Here is an 18088-nt window from a genome sequence, read left to right on the forward strand (position 1 = left end):
ATTCGTTTACCCTAAATATTCGAAGATACAGCATCAAGTATTTAAGGAATGGTTCATTATTTCCCAGCCTTTAATAATAGCCAGATAAATACAGGTGCGCCTAAAGTTGCCGTCACGACGCCTATTGGTAGCTCAGCTGAGGCCAGCGCCAGGCGCGCAATGATGTCTGCGCCCAGTAGCACGGTGGCACCTGCCAACGCACTTGCGGGCAGCAAAATCCGGTGATCGGTTAACCCTTTGAGCCGCAACATATGTGGGATGACGAGACCGATAAAGCCGATTGCTCCCGCCAGCGCAACACTCACCCCCACAAGCCAGCCCGTCGCAATCACCAGAATATTACGCCATAGCCAGACTGGTAAGCCCAACTGGCGAGCCGACATTTCGCCGAGAGCCATTAAATTCAATGGCGTATAATTGCGGCATAACCACAGCATGACGGGCAACAGAGTTACCATCAACCACCATTGCCGCCAGTCCACGCCCCCAAAGCCGCCCATCATCCAGTACATTAACTGGCGCAAATCGAGGCTAGTACTGAAATAGATAGCCCAGGTCATTAAAGCGCTACAGATAATCCCCAACGCTACCCCTGCAAGCAGCAGACGGCTGTTAGAAAGATGACGCTTTGAAAAACGAAGCAAGATAAACGTGATGACCAGTGCACCAAAAATTGCGCAAATACCTAATACCCAGCCCGGTAGCATGCCCTGCCCAAGCAGTACTGCCGCCACGAGTGCCACCCCAGCGCCATTAGAGACACCAAGCAGTCCAGGTTCAGCCAGTGGGTTTTCAAAAAGCGCCTGCATAATTGTGCCAGATATCGCGAGTGCCGCTCCGACCAACAAAACGGCTAATGTGCGAGGCATTCTAATCTGCCAGATAAACAGCTGCGCATCTTCACGCAACCAATGTTGTGGGGAAAACCACAGATCTCCGGCGCACAAACTCAGCACAGCCATTCCCAACATTGTGGCAAACAATGCCAGCAGCCAACGGCGTTCGAGACGGTACTGTCGCGCAACAAAAGTGTGCATCTGGTTGATGAAATCCGTTTAGTAACAATTCATAAATTTGATTTTACGGGGGATTTTCCGTACAGGACAAGAAGAAAAGAAAAAGGCCGCAATTTGCGGCCTTTTTGGTTTATTCAGGTTACTCGTCTTTTGGCGACGCGTTTTCAACCCTACTTTTCAACTTCTGACCAGGTCGGAAGGTCACTACACGGCGTGCCGTAATAGGAATATCTTCACCGGTCTTCGGGTTACGCCCGGGACGTTGGTTTTTATCGCGTAAGTCAAAATTACCAAAGCCTGATAGTTTAACCTGCTCGCCGTTCTCCAGAGCGCGACGGATCTCTTCGAAAAACAGCTCTACCAACTCTTTAGCATCGCGTTTGCTAAGCCCTAGCTTATCAAACAGGTATTCTGACATTTCAGCTTTTGTAAGCGCCATACGTTCAATCCCTCAATGATGCCTGGAATCGCTCTTTTAATGCCTCTACACATTTTGCAACGGTAGCGGCAATCTCCTCTTCTTCGAGTGTACGGCCCGTATCTTGTAGGATAAGGCTTATGGCAAGGCTCTTATAACCTTCGGCTACACCTTTGCCACGGTACACATCAAATAAGTTTACGCCAACTACCTGATTTGCGCCAACTTTCTTACATTCGACCAAAATATCTGCTGCGGGGACGTTTTCGGCGACCACAACAGCGATGTCGCGACGGTTCGCCGGGAATCGAGAAATCTCTTTCGACTCAGGCACGGCGCGGTCTGCAAGCTTGTTCCACAGCACTTCGAACACCAGCGTACGGCCATTCAGAGACAGCTTACGCTCAAGCTCTGGGTGCACAACGCCAATGAAACCAATGTATTCGCCACGTAAATAAATGGCGGCACTTTGGCCTGGATGCAACGCTGGGTTGCTTGCTGCTCTGAATTCAATGTCAGAAAGCTTGCCTGTAAGATCCAGAACCGCTTCCAGATCGCCCTTCAAATCATAGAAGTCGACGGTGTTTCGCGCCAGATCCCAATGCTCTTCGTAGCGATTACCGCAGATAGCGCCAGCCAGCATAAGATCCTGACGGATACCCAGGTCTGCCTGCGTATCAGGAACAAAGCGTAAGCCTGATTCAAAGATGCGTACACGGCTCTGCTGGCGGTTTTGGTTATAAACCACCGTATTGAGCAGGCCCGTCAGCAAGGACAAACGCATGGCTGACATTTCACTGGAAATTGGGCTTGGCAGAATCAGATTTTCTTCACCAGGGTGCAGCAACTGTTGAACCTTAGGATCAACAAAGCTGTAGGTGATCACTTCCTGATAGCCTTTATCAACCAGCATGGTTTTCACACGCTTTAGGGAAAGGTCTGCTTCGCGATGGCTGCCCATGATAAGACCCGCTTGTACAGGCTCGTCAGGGATGCTGTTGTAGCCATAAACGCGCGCCACTTCTTCAACCAGGTCTTCTTCAATCTGCATATCGAAGCGCCAGCTTGGCGCGACAGCCGTCCACTGGTTGTCACCTTCAGTCACTTCACAACCCAAACGACGCAGAATGTCGCCAACCTGTGCATCTTCAATGTGATGGCCAATCAGGCGGTCCAACTTGCTGCGACGCAGAGTAATTGTGGCAGCTTTTGGTAAATGTGCTTCGCTGGTCACATCGATAACAGGGCCGGCTTCGCCGCCACAGATATCAATCAGCAGGCGAGTTGCACGTTCAATGGCTTTGAACTGCAGTGCAGAATCCACGCCACGCTCATAGCGGTGGGAAGCATCGGTATGCAAGCCATGACGGCGCGCACGTCCAGTGATAGACAGAGGGCTGAAGAATGCGCATTCCAGCAGGACATTCTGGGTTTCATCATTCACACCAGAATGCTCGCCACCAAAGATACCGCCCATTGCCAGCGCTTTAGTGTGGTCAGCAATAACCAGGGTATCTGCGTTCAACTTCGCTTCATTGCCGTCAAGCAGCGTCAGGGTTTCACCCTCTTCTGCCATACGCACCACAATGCCACCGTCAATGCGGTTCAGATCGAACGCATGCATCGGTTGACCCAGTTCCAGCAGTACGTAGTTAGTCACGTCAACAACCGCATCAATCGAACGAATACCGCAACGACGCAGTTTCTCTTTCATCCACAGTGGTGTTGGCGCTTTAACATTGATGCCTTTAACGACACGCCCCAGGTAACGTGGGCAGGCTTCCGGTGCATCGACACGAATCGGTAGCGTATCGGTAATGGTCGCAGCAACACAGGTCATTTCTGGCTCGTGCAATGGCAGCTTGTTGACTACAGCAACATCACGAGCCACACCGATGATACCTAAGCAATCAGCACGGTTTGGCGTCACGCTGATTTCGATAGTGTTGTCATCAAGCTTCAGGTATTCGCGGATGTCGGTGCCAATAGGTGCATCCTGTGGCAACTCAATAATACCGTCGTGATCGTCGGAAATACCCAGCTCAGAGAAGGAGCACAGCATGCCTTCTGAAGGTTCGCCACGCAGTTTTGCAGCCTTGATTTTGAAATCACCTGGCAGCACAGCACCGACAGTGGCAACAGCAACGCGCAGGCCCTGACGGCAATTTGGCGCACCACAAACGATGTCTAACAGGCGTTCGCCACCGACATTCACTTTTGTTACACGCAGTTTGTCAGCATTGGGATGTTGGCCGCACTCAACCACTTCACCCACAACCACACCATTAAATTCGCCTGCAACCGCATCAACACCGTCAACTTCAAGACCAGCCATAGTGATTTGGCTGGAAAGCTCTTCACTGCTGTTGGCTGGGTTTACCCATTCGCGTAACCAGAGTTCACTGAATTTCATTGGATATCCCGCCCTTATTTGAACTGTTTGAGGAAACGTAAATCATTTTCGAAGAATGCACGCAGATCGGTCACGCCATAGCGCAGCATGGTCAAACGCTCCATGCCCATACCGAATGCAAAGCCTGAGTAAACTTCTGGATCGATGCCGACGTTTCGCAGAACGTTCGGGTGCACCATGCCGCAGCCTAATACTTCCAGCCATTTGCCGTTTTTGCCCATCACATCGACTTCAGCGGAAGGCTCAGTAAACGGGAAGTAGGACGGACGGAAGCGAATCTGCAAATCTTCTTCAAAGAAGTTACGCAGGAAATCATGCAATGTGCCTTTCAGATTGGTGAAGCTGATGTTGGTATCAACAATCAAACCTTCCATTTGATGGAACATTGGGGTATGCGTCTGATCGTAATCGTTACGATATACGCGGCCTGGAGCAATAATACGAATCGGCGGCTGCTTATCTTTCATGGTGCGAATTTGTACACCAGAAGTCTGAGTACGCAGCAAGCGGGTAGCATCGAACCAGAAAGTATCGTGATCCGCGCGAGCTGGATGGTGACCTGGAATATTCAGCGCGTCGAAGTTATGGTAGTCATCTTCGATTTCAGGACCAGTCGCCACGGTGAAGCCCAGCTCACCGAAGAAGCTTTCAATACGGTCAATGGTGCGCGTAACCGGGTGCAGGCCGCCGTTTTCAATACGACGGCCAGGCAATGAAACATCGATAGTTTCTTCTGCCAGACGAGCATTCAAAGCTGCGCTTTCCAGTGCATTTTTGCGAGCATTCAATGCTTCCTGCACTTTCTCTTTCGCTTCGTTGATGACCGCGCCAGCCGCTGGGCGCTCTTCTGGTGGCAATTCACGCAGGGTGGTCATCTGCAGGGTCAGATGCCCTTTTTTCCCTAAATACTCGACGCGTACGTTGTCTAACGCGGCAACATCCTGGGCCTCGTTTATGGCGGCCGTTGCGTTGGCAACCAGCTCTGCGAGATGTGGCATGGTATTCCTCTTGTGCCGGTAAAATTACCGGGGTAGTTGATCCGTGTACAAAGACTATCCCCGTTAGCATTCGAGTTGCAGGTAGGCGGCAAGGGAACTTATCCCGATGAGCTTACTTGAGTAAGTGATTCGGGTAAGTGAGTGCAGCCAACACCCCTGCAACTTGAAGGATGGCGGGGTAAAAATGACATGCAAAAAAAAGCCTCCATAATGGAGGCTTTCGGCGCTATTTTTCGTTTCTTTTCTTACGCGCAAAGCCCCCGGGTTCAGGTGCTAAAGTAAAAAAAGAAACGGAAAATAGCAGCATTCATGCTTGCAGTTACCTTTGATTATTTATGTTAGAAATTAAAAGAGGGAGACAAGCTCCCTCTGATAACCGGCTTACGCCAGAGCTGCTTTCGCTTTCTCAACCAGTGCAGTAAATGCCACTTTGTCGAATACGGCGATATCAGCCAGGATCTTACGGTCGATTTCAACAGAAGCTTTTTTCAAGCCATTGATGAATTTGCTGTAAGAGATCCCGTTCTGACGAGCTGCAGCGTTGATACGCGCAATCCACAGCTGACGGAATTGACGTTTACGTTGACGACGGTCACGGTAAGCGTATTGGCCAGCTTTGATAACAGCCTGGAAAGCAACACGGTAAACGCGTGAACGCGCACCGTAGTAGCCTTTGGCTTGTTTAAGGATTTTTTTGTGACGAGCACGTGCGATAACACCACGTTTTACGCGAGCCATATTAGCTCTCCTGTTCTATATTCTGAATTAATTAAAAAGTGCTACTTATGCGTACGGCAGGCAAGCGATGACCAGGCCCAGATCCCCTTTGGAGACCATACCTTTCGGACGCAGGTGACGTTTACGCTTAGTAGACTTTTTAGTCAGAATATGACGCAGGTTAGCGTGCTTACGCTTAAAACCACCACCGGCGGTCTTTTTGAAGCGCTTAGCGGCGCCGCGTACAGTTTTAATCTTTGGCATTTAATAACTTTCCACTTCGCATTGTTAATAAAACGAACCAGAAGGCGAACAAATCTCACGAGGCCGAAACCTCGCGAGAGCTGTTACTTGATGGCCTTACTGTTTCTTCTTCGGAGCGAGCACCATGATCATCTGGCGGCCTTCGATCTTCGATGGGAAGGATTCGACCACTGCCAGTTCACTCAGATCGTCACGGACGCGGTTAAGCACTTCCATACCAATCTGTTGGTGAGCCATTTCACGACCGCGGAAACGCAGTGTGATTTTAGCTTTATCACCCTCTTCCAGAAAGCGAACCAGGCTGCGGAGTTTTACCTGGTAGTCGCCATCATCGGTTCCAGGTCGGAATTTGATTTCCTTAACCTGAATAACTTTTTGCTTCTTCTTCTGTTCCTTAGAAGATTTGCTTTTTTCGTAGAGGAATTTGCCGTAATCCATAATTCGACAAACAGGCGGTTCAGCGTTAGGACTGATTTCAACTAAATCTACCCCAGCTTCTTCGGCTTTTTCTAAAGCTTCATTCAGACTGACAATACCAATAGGTTCGCCGTCTAAGCCTGTCAGACGAACTTCTGTGGCACGAATTTCTCTGTTTATGCGATTAGGACGCGCCGGTTGAACTCTTTTTCCGCCTTTAATAACTCTATTCCTCTAGTTGATTAAGATTGCGACTGCGAATTTCTAACTGCAGCTTTTCAATCAATTCGTTTACGTCCATGCTGCCCAAGTCTTTGCCGCGACGAGTACGAACGGCAACTTTGCCTGCTTCGACCTCTTTATCGCCACAAACTAACATATAAGGGACACGGCGCAACGTGTGTTCACGGATTTTAAAGCCAATCTTCTCATTTCTCAAGTCTGCTTTTACACGAATGCCTGCATTTTGCAGTTTACGGGTCAATTCGTTAACGTAATCAGACTGTCCATCAGTGATATTCATAACCACTGCTTGTACCGGCGCAAGCCAGGTTGGGAAGAAACCAGCGAACTCTTCGGTCAGGATACCAATGAAACGTTCCATTGACCCGAGAATTGCACGGTGAATCATTACCGGAACCAGGCGTTCGTTACTTTCGCCGATATAAGACGCATTCAGGCGTGATGGTAAAGAGAAGTCTAGCTGTACAGTGCCGCACTGCCATGCACGATCGAGGCAGTCATACAGTGTAAATTCAATTTTAGGGCCATAGAATGCGCCCTCTCCCGGTTGATAATCAAACGGAATATTATTTTCTTGCAATGCTACGGCCAAATCCGCCTCTGCACGATCCCACATTTCGTCGGTACCGATGCGTTTTTCAGGGCGAGTAGACAGCTTCACAACGATTTTTTCAAATCCGAAGGTGCTGTACATGTCATAGACCATGCGGATGCAGCTATTCACTTCATCACGCACTTGTTCTTCAGTACAGAAGACGTGAGCATCATCTTGTGTAAAGCCACGAACACGCATCAAGCCATGCAACGCACCTGACGGCTCGTTACGGTGGCAGCTACCAAACTCAGCCATACGCAATGGCAGGTCACGGTAGGATTTGAGTCCCTGATTAAAGATCTGAACATGACCTGGGCAGTTCATTGGCTTGATGCAATATTCACGGTTCTCGGAAGAAGTAGTAAACATCGCTTCTTTGTAGTTTTCCCAGTGCCCGGTTTTTTCCCACAGCACGCGGTCCATCATGAACGGACCTTTTACTTCTTGATACTGGTACTCTTTGAGCTTGGAGCGCACAAACACTTCCAACTCACGGAAAATAGTCCAGCCGTCATTGTGCCAGAACACCATACCTGGCGCTTCTTCCTGCATATGGTACAGGTCGAGTTGCTTGCCGATTTTACGGTGGTCGCGCTTAGAGGCTTCTTCCAGACGTTGCAGATAAGCATTCAGCTGCTTTTTATCTGCCCACGCGGTGCCATAGATACGCTGCAACATTTTGTTGTTGCTGTCGCCACGCCAGTACGCACCAGACGTTTTCTGCAATTTGAAATGATGGCAGAAACGCATATTTGGTACGTGTGGACCACGGCACATATCCACGTATTCTTCATGATGATATAGACCTGGTTTATCATCATGGCTGATATTTTCATCAAGAATCGCAACTTTGTAGCTTTCACCACGGTTCACGAAAGTTTCACGGGCTTCATGCCAGCTCACTTTCTTCTTGATAACGTCGTAATCTTTCTCAGCCAGCTCGTGCATACGCTTTTCGAGCAGCTCAAGATCTTCCTGCGTCAGCGTGTGGTCAATATCGACGTCGTAGTAAAAACCGTTGTCAATAACTGGGCCAATCGCCATTTTAGTGTGCGGCCACAGTTGTTTGATGGCATGACCCAATAGGTGGGCACATGAGTGGCGGAGAATCTCTAGGCCAGCTTCATCTTTAACGGTGATAATCGCGAGTTTCGCATCATGCTCAATAACATCAGATGCATCAACCAGTTCGCCATCAACACGGCCAGCGATACACGCTTTTGCGAGGCCAGGACCAATGTCCAGGGCTACATCCAGCGGGCTAACTGCGTGATCGTAATGGCGTTGGCTGCCATCAGGAAGAGTAATAACAGGCATTATAAGTCCTTATTTGCAGTGGTGACCCATACGCAAGATCACATGCAACGTATATTTTCTTTAGTTTCAAACGGTTGCGCCATCATCTCGCCCACAATTGCAAGGCCGATAACGCAATTTATGCGTGAGCGTGGGTTCACTGCTTCACGACGGTTGAGAATAGTATCACTTTAAGGAGGGGATGTCGCGTTTTGTAGCCAGATGCTCTCGATAATAAGCTACTGTTTTATCGTCGCTTTCACATGATTACGGCTACGTTCATTAAAATACCGCTGACAACAGGAAAGTATTTAATAAGTTTTGTTAAAGTTTTAACGCAGAGATATTTATTATATGGACTGTTGTTTTAGAAATAAAAAAACCAAGCCTCATGCTCGGTTTTTATTTCATCTAACTCTTGGATTGAACCAGCCATTACTAGGTCGGTATATAGAGATGTTATTAAATCTATATTAATTAAGACCAGTCACCAGCAACCAAAGTGTGGACGTTAAATGCATCATCCATTGACTGACCAGTGGACTGCGCCCCCGGCTGGATGTTGGAACCGGCTTCAACGTCAGAAACATTCCAGACAGCTGACGGGGCGGTTTGTGTGCTTGTGGCTGCGGTAGGTTGTGCAGCGAAGGCACCAAATGAAAGCATAGAAAGTGCAACGGCTACAGCGGCATGTTTGATATTTTTCATATTCGTTATTCTCTTATTTAGTGGGCAAGCAAGCTATTAACTCGCTACAAAACAAGAGTAGAGCCAGATCACATTTTTGACAAGGTCAATTATTTATCAATTCGTGTCAAATATACAAAAAATATGAGCACAGGACAGATTAAGGAGAAATTATGAAGGATTCAAAATTTAATACATTTTATTATAAATAAAACTCTGGACCGAAATAATAATAGCACGAACAGATAAAATAAAACAAGAAAGCCGGGATAACCCGGCTTTGCCCATTACATCTTATAACCAAGAGTAATCGCAGTACGTCTGTCAGTATGTTCAGGTGCAGATTCAGGCGGGTTTTCGTTCCAGGTGACGTTATAGCCCACCCGCAAACCAAAGTGCTCATTGATTGCGACTTCAAGCGCAGTCTCTGAGTTTACCGTCGTATCTTCACTACCCAGCACTGAAACGCCCTGGATAAATTTGGCGTTATCGGTCAGTTGCCAGTTATAGATACCTGATGCATAGCCTAATGCCTGAGTCGTATGGCCACCGTCGGCATATTCGTCGTAACGAACACCAGGACCAAATTCCACACGCAGGCTGTGTATCGGGCCACTGAGGAACTGACGACCGTAACCGGCGGCTAACACATCACGCGCCTGATAACCGTTGTAACGGTCGGTTAACCAACTTGCCTGGCCAAACAGGTAATCGCTGTCGGTCATGTTGTAACGGCTACGGCCACCAGCTGAATAAGTCTCAGAAGAGCGCTCATCGTTAGAAGACGTGTTGTTCGCATTACCCCACAGTGACCATGCAGTCGAGGTATTGTACCAGGTCATGTTGGTGTTGGCGGTCAACGTGGAACTTGTGGTGTTGCCTGATTGCGCAAGGTAGCCTGCATTCAGATTACCTTCGAACGGTTTCTTTGCTGTGGCTGGGTCATCCATGACAGTGAAAACCGAATTATCTGCAATTGCAAAGTGACTCAATAGCGCACTTCCGGTCAGCAAAATTGCAGCCGGTACTGTCTTAACAAAATTCATTTAATCGTCCGTACAACATAAAAAGAAACCACCAAGGTTCCGGAATCTTTTCTGTGGATCAAATATTTATGAACCAAGAAAGGTTACAAATTATAAAAAAGCTCGAATAACATAGCAATGAATTCTTTTTTCATTTTTAGAATAAGAGAGCTCTTAAAACATCTTTATTTTCATAAACATAGAGCGTAAGGGTATTTTACAAATCATTTTATAAATCATGGTGTTAATTGGCATTCTCCCATCGAAATCAGTGCTACGCTTTATCTCAATGCTAAATTAAGGAGGATATATGACCCGCATTTATACATTGACACTTGCCCCCTCTCTGGATAGCGCTACCCTGACCGCACAAATTTATCCCGAAGGTAAACTTCGATGCACCGCACCCGTTTTTGAACCCGGCGGTGGAGGTATTAATGTTGCACGAGCGATTGCCCATCTCGGCGGGCGCGCAACCGCTATATTTCCATCCGGCGGCGCAACGGGGGAACACCTTAGCAATTTGCTTTTAGATGAACATGTCGCCATTGATACCGTCGATGTCCATGACTGGACACGGCAAAATTTGCACGTTCACGCTGAGTCTACCGGTGAGCAGTACCGTTTTGTCATGCCCGGTGCGGCCCTAACGGATGATGAATTACGCAAACTTGAAGAAAAAGTCATCGCCATCGAATCCGGCTCCATTCTGGTTATCAGCGGCAGCCTTCCTCCAGGTATTGAAGTTTCGAAGCTCTGCGATTTAGTCAAATCGGCCCAAAAATCAGGGATACGTTGCATCGTGGACAGCTCAGGAGAGGCACTGAAGGCGACACTTGAAATCGGTAACATTGAGTTGGTTAAACCGAATCAGAAAGAGCTCAGTGCTTTAGTCAATCGCGACCTGACGCAACCTGATGATGTGCGTAAAGCGGCCCAGGAAATCGTTGATAATGGCAAAGCCAAACGGGTGGTCGTTTCGCTTGGTCCGCAAGGCGCTCTGGGCGTTGATGCCAGTGGTTGCGTGCAGGTAGTACCACCGCCTGTGAAAAGCCAAAGTACAGTAGGTGCCGGTGACAGTATGGTCGGAGCGATGACGCTGAAACTTGCTGAAAACGCCTCACTGCTCGACATGGTTCGTTTCGGTGTCGCCGCCGGGAGTGCTGCAACGCTCAATCACGGCACACGATTATGCTCCATGGAAAACACCCAGAAAATCTACGACTACCTACGCAGTTAACAGCCCGCCCCGCATGGGGCAGCTAATCGCTTCGGTAAATGTCGCCATTTTACGCAGATCAACTATGCTAAAACCTTCGGGATAACAATGGGGTGAATCATGAGTAGCGGAGACATTGAACGCTATGTTGTCACATTAAAGTTCGAGGAACACAATCTCACGGACCTTAACGAAATGAATAACGCTCTGACTCGTGGAGGTTTTTTGCTCACCCTTACAGACGACGAAGGGAAAATTCACGAATTAGGGATCAACACCTTCGGTTTAATCAGTACCTTAAATCAGACTGAAGTAGCAGAACTTGCCCGCGGCCTCGGTCAGTTGGCACTGGGAAGAGAACCCGAAGTTTCAATAACAACCTGGGATATCTGGTTACAAGAGAGTCAATAACCAGGTTTTAAAACTCCTGACCGGGGATGTGCGTTAGTTCGAAGTTTGACCCGGTTAACAGCGATAAGCTAATGATCTACCAGACAACCTGGAGAGAAGCATCATGTGGCAAGCCATAAGTCGTCTGTTAAGTGAACAACTCGGTAGCGCTGAAATTGAACAACGTACGGAATTACCCGGTGGCGAAATTCATTCTGCATGGCGAATTCACTATGCCGGTCATGATATTTTTGTCAAAAGCGACACGCGGGAACTCTTACCCATCTTCACCGCAGAAGCCGATCAACTTGAGTTACTTTCGCGCAGCAACACAGTGCGGGTACCTAAAGTCTGGGGTGTAGGCAGTGACAGAGATTACAGTTTCCTGCTCCTTGAATATAAGCCAGCAAAACCGCTGGATGCACACAACGCCTTTTTGCTAGGTCAGCAACTGGCGCGTTTGCATGAATGGAGCGATCAGCCTCAATTTGGGCTCGATTTTGATAATGATCTTTCCACGACCCCGCAGCCCAATACCTGGCAACGACGCTGGTCGACGTTCTTTGCAGAGCAACGCATCGGCTGGCAGCTTGAGCTTGCCGCAGAAAAAGGCATTCAATTCGGAGACATCGACCTGATTGTCGAATTTGTGCATCAGGCGCTGTCCTCCCATCAGCCTCAGCCTTCTTTGTTGCATGGCGATTTGTGGTCGGGAAACTGCGCGATGGATGCAAATGGACCATTTATCTACGATCCCGCCTGCTACTGGGGCGACAGAGAGTGCGATCTGGCGATGTTGCCGTTACACCCGGATCAACCGCCGCAAATCTACGACGGTTACCAGTCAGTCTCCCCGCTTCCCGCCGATTTCTTGCAACGCCAGTCCATTTACCAGCTCTATACTCTGTTTAACCGGGCGAGTCTGTTTGGCGGCCAGCATTTAGTCATCGCGCAAAAAGCACTGGAACGTGTACTGGCGGCATAATGAATTCTCCACTCCCCGAGCGGGAGTGGCGTTTATCTAGATGAAGCCGAGTAAAGAAAAGAAGAAGTAGCCCAGCACGATAATGATGACGGGTAAAATATAAAGCGGGAAAATTTGCAGGAAAATGGTGTGTCGCGGTACCACAATTTTCGCGTCGATCTGTTCTTTCGTTAAACCTTCAGGGCCTTTTGCCTGTTCAAGAATCAACTGATCTTGCACCCCTTCACGCAGAAACTTCGCCTGACGGCTCATTCGTGCACCGGATGCCTGCAACGCAAGGCCAATAAAGATCAGCGCGTAGATTATCCAAAACAGAATATTGGCCTGCTGATGGAAGTCGGGTTGCGGCGAGTTGTACCAGAAGAAATTCAAGAATGGCGTATTAAAACGCATCATCTCAATCATGACATGAGCGAAATCCAGCATCACAGCATTAATCCCTGCCTGTTTTTCGCTGTGCTCATACATAAACTTCAGAATTGAAATCAGTGTTGAAATTACCGCTGGGATAAAAATTACCCAGCCAGCCACACGTTTGAGTACGGCAATGCGTCCAGCTTGTTGATACGTCATTCGTTCCCCTTGGTTAGGACGTAACTTGCACGCACAAAGTTTACCTCGTCTGGGGTGATTTCGCCTGAGCTTTACGGGCGATTTTCACAAACCAGTGGCAACAGCCAGGATTTCCAGTTAAAGATAGGTGATCTTATCTGTAATACCTCAAAGACAGGAGTCAATAAATGGCTGTTACGCGCCAAATTTTAGCTGCGATTTTTGATATGGACGGTTTGTTGATTGATTCTGAACCGTTATGGGACAAGGCTGAGCTGGATGTGCTCGCCAGTATCGGCGTGGATATTTCCCGACGTTCTGAACTGCCTGATACACTCGGTTTGCGTATCGATCTGGTCGTAGAACTGTGGTTTGCCCGCCAACCCTGGCAAGGCCCGACGCGCGAAGAAGTCACTCAGCGCGTGATTAATCGCGCCATTGCCCTGATAGAAGAGACTCAACCACTCTTGCCCGGCGTGCGTGAAGCCATCGCCTTATGTAAAGCACAAGGGCTGAAAGTCGGGTTAGCCTCCGCCTCACCTCTGCATATGCTTGAGCGCGTGCTGGAAATGTTCGACTTACGTTCTCAGTTTGATGCTATCGCCTCGGCGGAACATCTGCCTTACAGCAAGCCGCATCCGCAGGTTTACTTAGACGCCGCCACTAAACTGGGCATCGATCCTCTGGCTTGTGTCACTCTTGAAGATTCAGTGAATGGCATGATTGCGACCAAAGCCGCACGCATGCGTTCTATTGTGGTTCCCGCGGAAGAAAACCGCGACGACGTACGCTGGTGTCTGGCGAATGCGAAACTGAACTCGCTGACTGAATTGCGCGCCGAACATCTGATTGGCTAGTGATAAAGATGCGGGGCCCCCCCCGCATCTGTTTCAAAATCATATCCGCATCAAATTTTTTAAAACGTTATTTCATAAATATTTGAGTTTCCCCTCTCCGGTATCTACTCTATACAGACATGCGCAACGGCGCTTTTCCGGATACCGGGGTAACTTATGATTCTCGATGCTTTTAATCTGCAAGGCAAAGTCGCTATCGTCACGGGTTGTGACACAGGCCTGGGTCAGGGAATGGCAATAGGGCTTGCCGAGGCAGGTTGTAACATCGTCAGTGTAAGCCGCAAAATCCCACATGAAACGGCGCAAAAAGTACAGGATTTGGATCGTCGTTTTCTCGCCATACAGGCAGATTTAAGCCAACAAGACGCGATCCCTGAGATTATCGCGCAGGCAGTCGCAGGGATGGGGAAAATAGATATTCTCGTGAATAACGCGGGAACTATTCGCCGGGAAGATGCACTAGAATTTAGCGAGAAAAACTGGGACGACGTCATGAACCTGAACATTAAATCGGTGTTCTTTCTCTCTCAGGCGGTCGCAAAGCAATTCATTAAACAAGGCCATGGCGGCAAGATCATTAACATCGCATCCATGCTGTCATTCCAGGGCGGAATCAGAGTCCCTTCTTATACCGCATCCAAAAGCGCTGTGCTCGGCGTGACGCGGCTACTGGCGAATGAATGGGCACAACATAATATTAATGTGAATGCTATCGCGCCAGGATACATGGCAACCAACAATACTCAACAACTGCGTGACGACGATGTACGCAGCCAGGAAATCCTCGACCGTATTCCTGCTGGTCGATGGGGGCTTCCTGGTGACCTGCAAGGGCCAATTGTGTTTCTCGCCTCTCGCGCTTCCGATTATGTCAATGGCTACACGGTTGCCGTCGACGGAGGCTGGCTAGCCCGCTAAACATCATGCCGTCGGGGAATCCGGCGGTAGTAAAATGTTACGCCGTCACCTCTTCCGTCTACTGTATAAAATCCCTATACTGTATGAATCGACAGTTTTCATCCAGGTAGTATCATGACGGCGGAAGGTCACCTTCTTTTTTCCATTGCCTGTGCAGTATTCGCTAAAAACGCCGAACTCACGCCTGTGCTTGCTCAAGGGGACTGGTGGCATATTGTGCCATCAGCCATCCTGACGTGTTTGCTACCTGATATTGACCACCCAAAGTCATTTCTCGGCCAACGCTTGCCCTGGATTTCTAAACCGATCGCTCGCGCCTGCGGCCATCGGGGGTTTACGCACAGTTTATTCGCCGTATTCGCGAGTCTCGCGCTGTTCTATCTCAAAGTTCCCGAAACCTGGGTTATTCCCGCCGACGCCCTTCAGGGCATGGTGTTAGGTTACTTGAGTCATATTCTTGCGGATATGCTCACCCCTGCCGGTGTGCCGTTACTTTGGCCTTGCCGCTGGCGGTTCCGTTTTCCCATTATCAGGCCGCAAAAAGGCAATCAACTTGAACGCGCCTTGTGCATGGTGTTTTTTGGCCTGGCGGTGTGGATGCCACAAAGTGTGCCCGATAACAGTGCCGTGCGCTGGTCATCGCACATGATAATTTCTCTGCAAATGACCTTTAATAGTTTTTTAAGTAACCACCTGGAACAATAATTAGACGAAATAGCTCAAATGGTAATAATCAATTCCTTTTGAATATAAGACTCGTTCTGAGCTTCTGGTACGATTTGCAGCATAAAGGTGGCAATCAGTCCACCTGCTTAAAATACACTCAGGAGATACGGGATGAATTTTCCACTTATAGCGAACGTTATCGTGTTCGTTATTCTGCTGCTGTTGCTGGCGCAAACCCGCCACAAACAGTGGAGTCTGGCGAAGAAAGTACTGCTTGGTCTGGTGATTGGCGTCGTCTTTGGCCTTGCCCTGCACACCATTTATGGCGAAGACAGCCCGGTACTGAAACAATCTATTCAGTGGTTTAACGTTGTCGGTAACGGCTATGTTCAGTTGCTGCAAATGATTGTTATGCCATTGGTATTTGCCTCAATTCTGAGTGCTGTTGCGCGTCTGCATAATGCCTCGTCTTTGGGCAAAATCAGCGTACTGACCATCGGGACACTGCTGTTCACCACATTGATTTCCGCACTGGTCGGTGTGTTGGTGACTAACTTGTTTGGTCTGACCGCAGAAGGCCTTGTTCAGGGAACTGCAGAAACTGCACGTCTGAGCGCGATTGAAACGACTTATGTGGGCAAAGTTGCCGACCTCAGCGTACCGCAGCTGATTTTATCTTTCGTACCGAAAAACCCGTTTGCTGACCTGACTGGTGCTAATCCAACGTCGATCATCAGCGTCGTGATTTTCGCCGCCTTCCTCGGCGTGGCCGCACTGAAATTGCTGAAAGACGATGCGCCAAAAGGCGAACGTGTTCTGGTTGCGATTGACACACTTCAAAGCTGGGTCATGAAACTTGTGCGCCTGGTGATGCAACTGACGCCATACGGTGTTCTGGCACTGATGACCAAAGTCGTTGCCGGTTCAAACCTGCAAGACATCATTAAACTGGGCAGCTTCGTGGTGGCTTCATACCTCGGCCTGGCCATTATGTTCGGTGTGCATGCGGTATTGCTGGCCGTCAATGGTGTCAGCCCGTTGAAATACTTCCGTAAAGTATGGCCGGTTCTGACCTTCGCTTTCACCAGCCGCTCCAGCGCAGCCAGCATTCCATTGAACGTTGAAGCGCAAACTCGCCGCCTGGGTGTGCCTGAGTCCATCGCAAGCTTTGCGGCGTCCTTTGGGGCAACTATCGGTCAGAATGGCTGTGCCGGTCTGTATCCAGCGATGCTGGCCGTGATGGTCGCACCGACTGTCGGTATCAACCCGTTGGATCCCGTCTGGATTGCTACGCTGGTTGGGATTGTTACCGTAAGCTCCGCAGGCGTTGCCGGTGTGGGCGGTGGCGCAACCTTCGCGGCGCTGATTGTCCTGCCAGCCATGGGCTTGCCTGTTACGCTCGTTGCGCTGTTGATTTCGGTTGAGCCACTTATCGATATGGGTCGTACCGCACTGAACGTTAGCGGTTCGATGACAGCAGGTACCATCACGAGTCAGTTGATGAAACAAACTGATAAAGAAGTGCTTAATAGTGATGAAGAAGCTGAGCTGGCGCATCGCTAACCAGTAGCAAAATCACTACAGAATCTGCGACAATAAACGGCTCCTTTCAACAAGGGGCCGTTTTTTTATTTATAATTTAGAGCTCCCGCATAGGGGGCCAAAACTTTAGCTCTCTACGGATCCCTTATCTCTATGAAACGACTTTGTATTCTGTTGTTGTTCTGCGTCTCATCGGCGTGGGCTGAAACACCTGATAGTCCTTATCTGCAACATGCGCAGGAAGGAGACAGTCGTGCCCAGTTTTATCTTGCCGACACGCTGTTTAGTGCGGGTGAATACCAGCAGGCCGAAAGTTGGGCGGCTAAATCAGCGGCTCAAGGAGATGCAGATGCACTGGCACTTCTGGCACAGTTGAAAATTCAGGACCCTAACGCTGCGGATTATCAGCAAGCGAAATCACTCGCCGAACAAGCGGTTGAGCGTGGCAGTAAAATAGGTAATGTGACGCTTGCGCGTATTCTGGTTAACACCCAAGCGGGTACACCTGACTACCCTAAAGCAATGAAGCTGCTGGAAAGTGCCTCACAAGATATCGAAAGTGATTCTGCGGTCGATGCACAGATGTTCTACGGTTTGCTCTACGCCAACGGCGTGGGTATTGCACAGGACGATGAAAAGGCGACATTCTGGTTTAAGCGCAGCTCGGCGATTTCTCGTACGGGTTATGCCGAATACTGGGCCGGCATGCTGTTTTTAAACGGTGAGAAAGGCTTTATTACAGCCAATAAGCAAAGAGCATTGCAGTGGCTGAATGTAAGCTGCACAGAAGGATTTGATACCGGCTGCGAAATGTTTGATCAAATCAGTAACGGCGGGTAATCCCGCCATCCTGGATACCGTCTGGAAAGA

At 49.0% G+C, this 18088-nt stretch carries 20 protein-coding genes and 1 other annotated feature; of the genes, 8 read left to right on the forward strand and 12 right to left on the reverse strand.

What is annotated here, in order from left to right; all coding sequences use genetic code 11:
• Positions 1-56 precede the first annotated feature (56 nt).
• The 11 genes from btuC to OH773_RS12715 all read right to left on the reverse strand — a co-directional run bounded on the left by btuC (position 57) and on the right by OH773_RS12715 (position 10110).
• The gene (gene btuC / locus OH773_RS12665; RefSeq protein WP_270139179.1) at positions 57-1037 is read right to left on the reverse strand and encodes a vitamin B12 ABC transporter permease BtuC; all 981 of its coding nucleotides are present in this window, start codon (positions 1035-1037) and stop codon (positions 57-59) included.
• Positions 1038-1155: 118 nt separating this feature from the next.
• Complete coding sequence (gene ihfA / locus OH773_RS12670; RefSeq protein ID WP_001229265.1) at positions 1156-1455, reverse strand: integration host factor subunit alpha; 300 nt, start codon at positions 1453-1455, stop codon at positions 1156-1158.
• A gap of 4 nt (positions 1456-1459) precedes the next feature.
• Positions 1460-3847 (reverse strand): phenylalanine--tRNA ligase subunit beta, encoded by a 2388-nt coding sequence (gene pheT / locus OH773_RS12675; protein ID WP_270139181.1) that lies wholly within the window; start codon positions 3845-3847, stop codon positions 1460-1462.
• A gap of 14 nt (positions 3848-3861) precedes the next feature.
• Complete coding sequence (gene pheS, locus OH773_RS12680; RefSeq protein ID WP_270139183.1) at positions 3862-4845, reverse strand: phenylalanine--tRNA ligase subunit alpha; 984 nt, start codon at positions 4843-4845, stop codon at positions 3862-3864.
• 192 nt (positions 4846-5037) lie between these two features.
• Positions 5038-5161 (reverse strand) — a sequence feature (Phe leader region).
• Positions 5112-5156, reverse strand: coding sequence for a pheST operon leader peptide PheM (gene pheM / locus OH773_RS12685; RefSeq protein ID WP_001386830.1), 45 nt, complete (start codon positions 5154-5156; stop codon positions 5112-5114). Its footprint overlaps the feature before it by 45 nt.
• A gap of 65 nt (positions 5162-5226) precedes the next feature.
• Positions 5227-5583, reverse strand: coding sequence for a 50S ribosomal protein L20 (rplT, locus tag OH773_RS12690; protein WP_000124850.1), 357 nt, complete (start codon positions 5581-5583; stop codon positions 5227-5229).
• 45 nt (positions 5584-5628) lie between these two features.
• Positions 5629-5826, reverse strand: coding sequence for a 50S ribosomal protein L35 (gene rpmI, locus OH773_RS12695; RefSeq protein WP_005968897.1), 198 nt, complete (start codon positions 5824-5826; stop codon positions 5629-5631).
• Between the two features lie 96 nt (positions 5827-5922).
• Positions 5923-6465 carry a translation initiation factor IF-3 gene (infC, locus tag OH773_RS12700; protein ID WP_074392078.1) on the reverse strand — a complete coding sequence of 181 codons (543 nt, stop codon included), beginning with the start codon at positions 6463-6465 and terminating at the stop codon, positions 5923-5925.
• A gap of 4 nt (positions 6466-6469) precedes the next feature.
• On the reverse strand, positions 6470-8398 hold the full coding sequence (gene thrS / locus OH773_RS12705) for a threonine--tRNA ligase (RefSeq protein WP_270139201.1): 1929 nt from the start codon (positions 8396-8398) through the stop codon (positions 6470-6472).
• A 456-nt stretch (positions 8399-8854) separates the two neighbouring features.
• Positions 8855-9085, reverse strand: a complete 231-nt coding sequence (locus OH773_RS12710) for a hypothetical protein (protein ID WP_270139203.1) — start codon at positions 9083-9085, stop codon at positions 8855-8857.
• A gap of 266 nt (positions 9086-9351) precedes the next feature.
• Positions 9352-10110 carry a DUF481 domain-containing protein gene (locus OH773_RS12715; protein WP_270139205.1) on the reverse strand — a complete coding sequence of 253 codons (759 nt, stop codon included), beginning with the start codon at positions 10108-10110 and terminating at the stop codon, positions 9352-9354.
• Positions 10111-10399: 289 nt separating this feature from the next.
• Here OH773_RS12715 and pfkB point away from each other — a divergent pair, with 289 nt between their 5' ends.
• The 3 genes from pfkB to OH773_RS12730 all read left to right on the forward strand — a co-directional run bounded on the left by pfkB (position 10400) and on the right by OH773_RS12730 (position 12683).
• On the forward strand, positions 10400-11329 hold the full coding sequence (gene pfkB / locus OH773_RS12720) for a 6-phosphofructokinase II (RefSeq protein ID WP_270139207.1): 930 nt from the start codon (positions 10400-10402) through the stop codon (positions 11327-11329).
• Between the two features lie 99 nt (positions 11330-11428).
• Positions 11429-11719 (forward strand): type V toxin-antitoxin system endoribonuclease antitoxin GhoS, encoded by a 291-nt coding sequence (gene ghoS, locus OH773_RS12725; protein WP_270139209.1) that lies wholly within the window; start codon positions 11429-11431, stop codon positions 11717-11719.
• A gap of 103 nt (positions 11720-11822) precedes the next feature.
• On the forward strand, positions 11823-12683 hold the full coding sequence (locus OH773_RS12730; RefSeq protein ID WP_270139211.1) for a fructosamine kinase family protein: 861 nt from the start codon (positions 11823-11825) through the stop codon (positions 12681-12683).
• 36 nt (positions 12684-12719) lie between these two features.
• Here OH773_RS12730 and OH773_RS12735 read toward each other — a convergent pair whose 3' ends face one another.
• The gene (locus OH773_RS12735; RefSeq protein ID WP_183271754.1) at positions 12720-13256 is read right to left on the reverse strand and encodes a YniB family protein; all 537 of its coding nucleotides are present in this window, start codon (positions 13254-13256) and stop codon (positions 12720-12722) included.
• A 167-nt stretch (positions 13257-13423) separates the two neighbouring features.
• On the opposite strand from OH773_RS12735, the gene hxpB reads away from it, so the two are divergent.
• The 5 genes from hxpB to OH773_RS12760 all read left to right on the forward strand — a co-directional run bounded on the left by hxpB (position 13424) and on the right by OH773_RS12760 (position 18058).
• The gene (gene hxpB, locus OH773_RS12740; RefSeq protein WP_270139213.1) at positions 13424-14092 is read left to right on the forward strand and encodes a hexitol phosphatase HxpB; all 669 of its coding nucleotides are present in this window, start codon (positions 13424-13426) and stop codon (positions 14090-14092) included.
• Between the two features lie 156 nt (positions 14093-14248).
• Positions 14249-15010 (forward strand): 2-dehydro-3-deoxy-D-gluconate 5-dehydrogenase KduD, encoded by a 762-nt coding sequence (kduD, locus tag OH773_RS12745; protein ID WP_270139215.1) that lies wholly within the window; start codon positions 14249-14251, stop codon positions 15008-15010.
• Positions 15011-15124: 114 nt separating this feature from the next.
• Complete coding sequence (locus OH773_RS12750; protein ID WP_183271757.1) at positions 15125-15715, forward strand: metal-dependent hydrolase; 591 nt, start codon at positions 15125-15127, stop codon at positions 15713-15715.
• A gap of 132 nt (positions 15716-15847) precedes the next feature.
• The gene (locus tag OH773_RS12755) at positions 15848-17239 is read left to right on the forward strand and encodes an L-cystine transporter (RefSeq protein ID WP_270139218.1); all 1392 of its coding nucleotides are present in this window, start codon (positions 15848-15850) and stop codon (positions 17237-17239) included.
• Between the two features lie 132 nt (positions 17240-17371).
• Complete coding sequence (locus tag OH773_RS12760) at positions 17372-18058, forward strand: tetratricopeptide repeat protein (RefSeq protein WP_183271759.1); 687 nt, start codon at positions 17372-17374, stop codon at positions 18056-18058.
• The last annotated feature ends 30 nt before the right edge of the window (positions 18059-18088 follow it).

It is taken from the genome of Buttiauxella sp. WJP83, from assembly GCF_027594725.1.
Taxonomy (GTDB): Bacteria; Pseudomonadota; Gammaproteobacteria; order Enterobacterales; family Enterobacteriaceae; genus Buttiauxella; species Buttiauxella selenatireducens.

Bases quoted from the DNA above. Each gene is read 5' to 3' on its own strand.
- OH773_RS12750 (WP_183271757.1), top strand. From the start codon at position 15,125: ATGACGGCGGAAGGTCACCTTCTTTTTTCCATTGCCTGTGCAGTATTC.
- OH773_RS12755 (WP_270139218.1), top strand. From the start codon at position 15,848: ATGAATTTTCCACTTATAGCGAACGTTATCGTGTTCGTTATTCTGCTG.
- OH773_RS12760 (WP_183271759.1), top strand. From the start codon at position 17,372: ATGAAACGACTTTGTATTCTGTTGTTGTTCTGCGTCTCATCGGCGTGG.
- btuC (WP_270139179.1), bottom strand. From the start codon at position 1,037: ATGCACACTTTTGTTGCGCGACAGTACCGTCTCGAACGCCGTTGGCTG.
- rpmI (WP_005968897.1), bottom strand. From the start codon at position 5,826: ATGCCAAAGATTAAAACTGTACGCGGCGCCGCTAAGCGCTTCAAAAAG.
- pheT (WP_270139181.1), bottom strand. From the start codon at position 3,847: ATGAAATTCAGTGAACTCTGGTTACGCGAATGGGTAAACCCAGCCAAC.
- rplT (WP_000124850.1), bottom strand. From the start codon at position 5,583: ATGGCTCGCGTAAAACGTGGTGTTATCGCACGTGCTCGTCACAAAAAA.
- pheS (WP_270139183.1), bottom strand. From the start codon at position 4,845: ATGCCACATCTCGCAGAGCTGGTTGCCAACGCAACGGCCGCCATAAAC.
- ghoS (WP_270139209.1), top strand. From the start codon at position 11,429: ATGAGTAGCGGAGACATTGAACGCTATGTTGTCACATTAAAGTTCGAG.
- ihfA (WP_001229265.1), bottom strand. From the start codon at position 1,455: ATGGCGCTTACAAAAGCTGAAATGTCAGAATACCTGTTTGATAAGCTA.
- OH773_RS12730 (WP_270139211.1), top strand. From the start codon at position 11,823: ATGTGGCAAGCCATAAGTCGTCTGTTAAGTGAACAACTCGGTAGCGCT.
- thrS (WP_270139201.1), bottom strand. From the start codon at position 8,398: ATGCCTGTTATTACTCTTCCTGATGGCAGCCAACGCCATTACGATCAC.
- OH773_RS12710 (WP_270139203.1), bottom strand. From the start codon at position 9,085: ATGAAAAATATCAAACATGCCGCTGTAGCCGTTGCACTTTCTATGCTT.
- hxpB (WP_270139213.1), top strand. From the start codon at position 13,424: ATGGCTGTTACGCGCCAAATTTTAGCTGCGATTTTTGATATGGACGGT.
- OH773_RS12715 (WP_270139205.1), bottom strand. From the start codon at position 10,110: ATGAATTTTGTTAAGACAGTACCGGCTGCAATTTTGCTGACCGGAAGT.
- OH773_RS12735 (WP_183271754.1), bottom strand. From the start codon at position 13,256: ATGACGTATCAACAAGCTGGACGCATTGCCGTACTCAAACGTGTGGCT.
- pfkB (WP_270139207.1), top strand. From the start codon at position 10,400: ATGACCCGCATTTATACATTGACACTTGCCCCCTCTCTGGATAGCGCT.
- kduD (WP_270139215.1), top strand. From the start codon at position 14,249: ATGATTCTCGATGCTTTTAATCTGCAAGGCAAAGTCGCTATCGTCACG.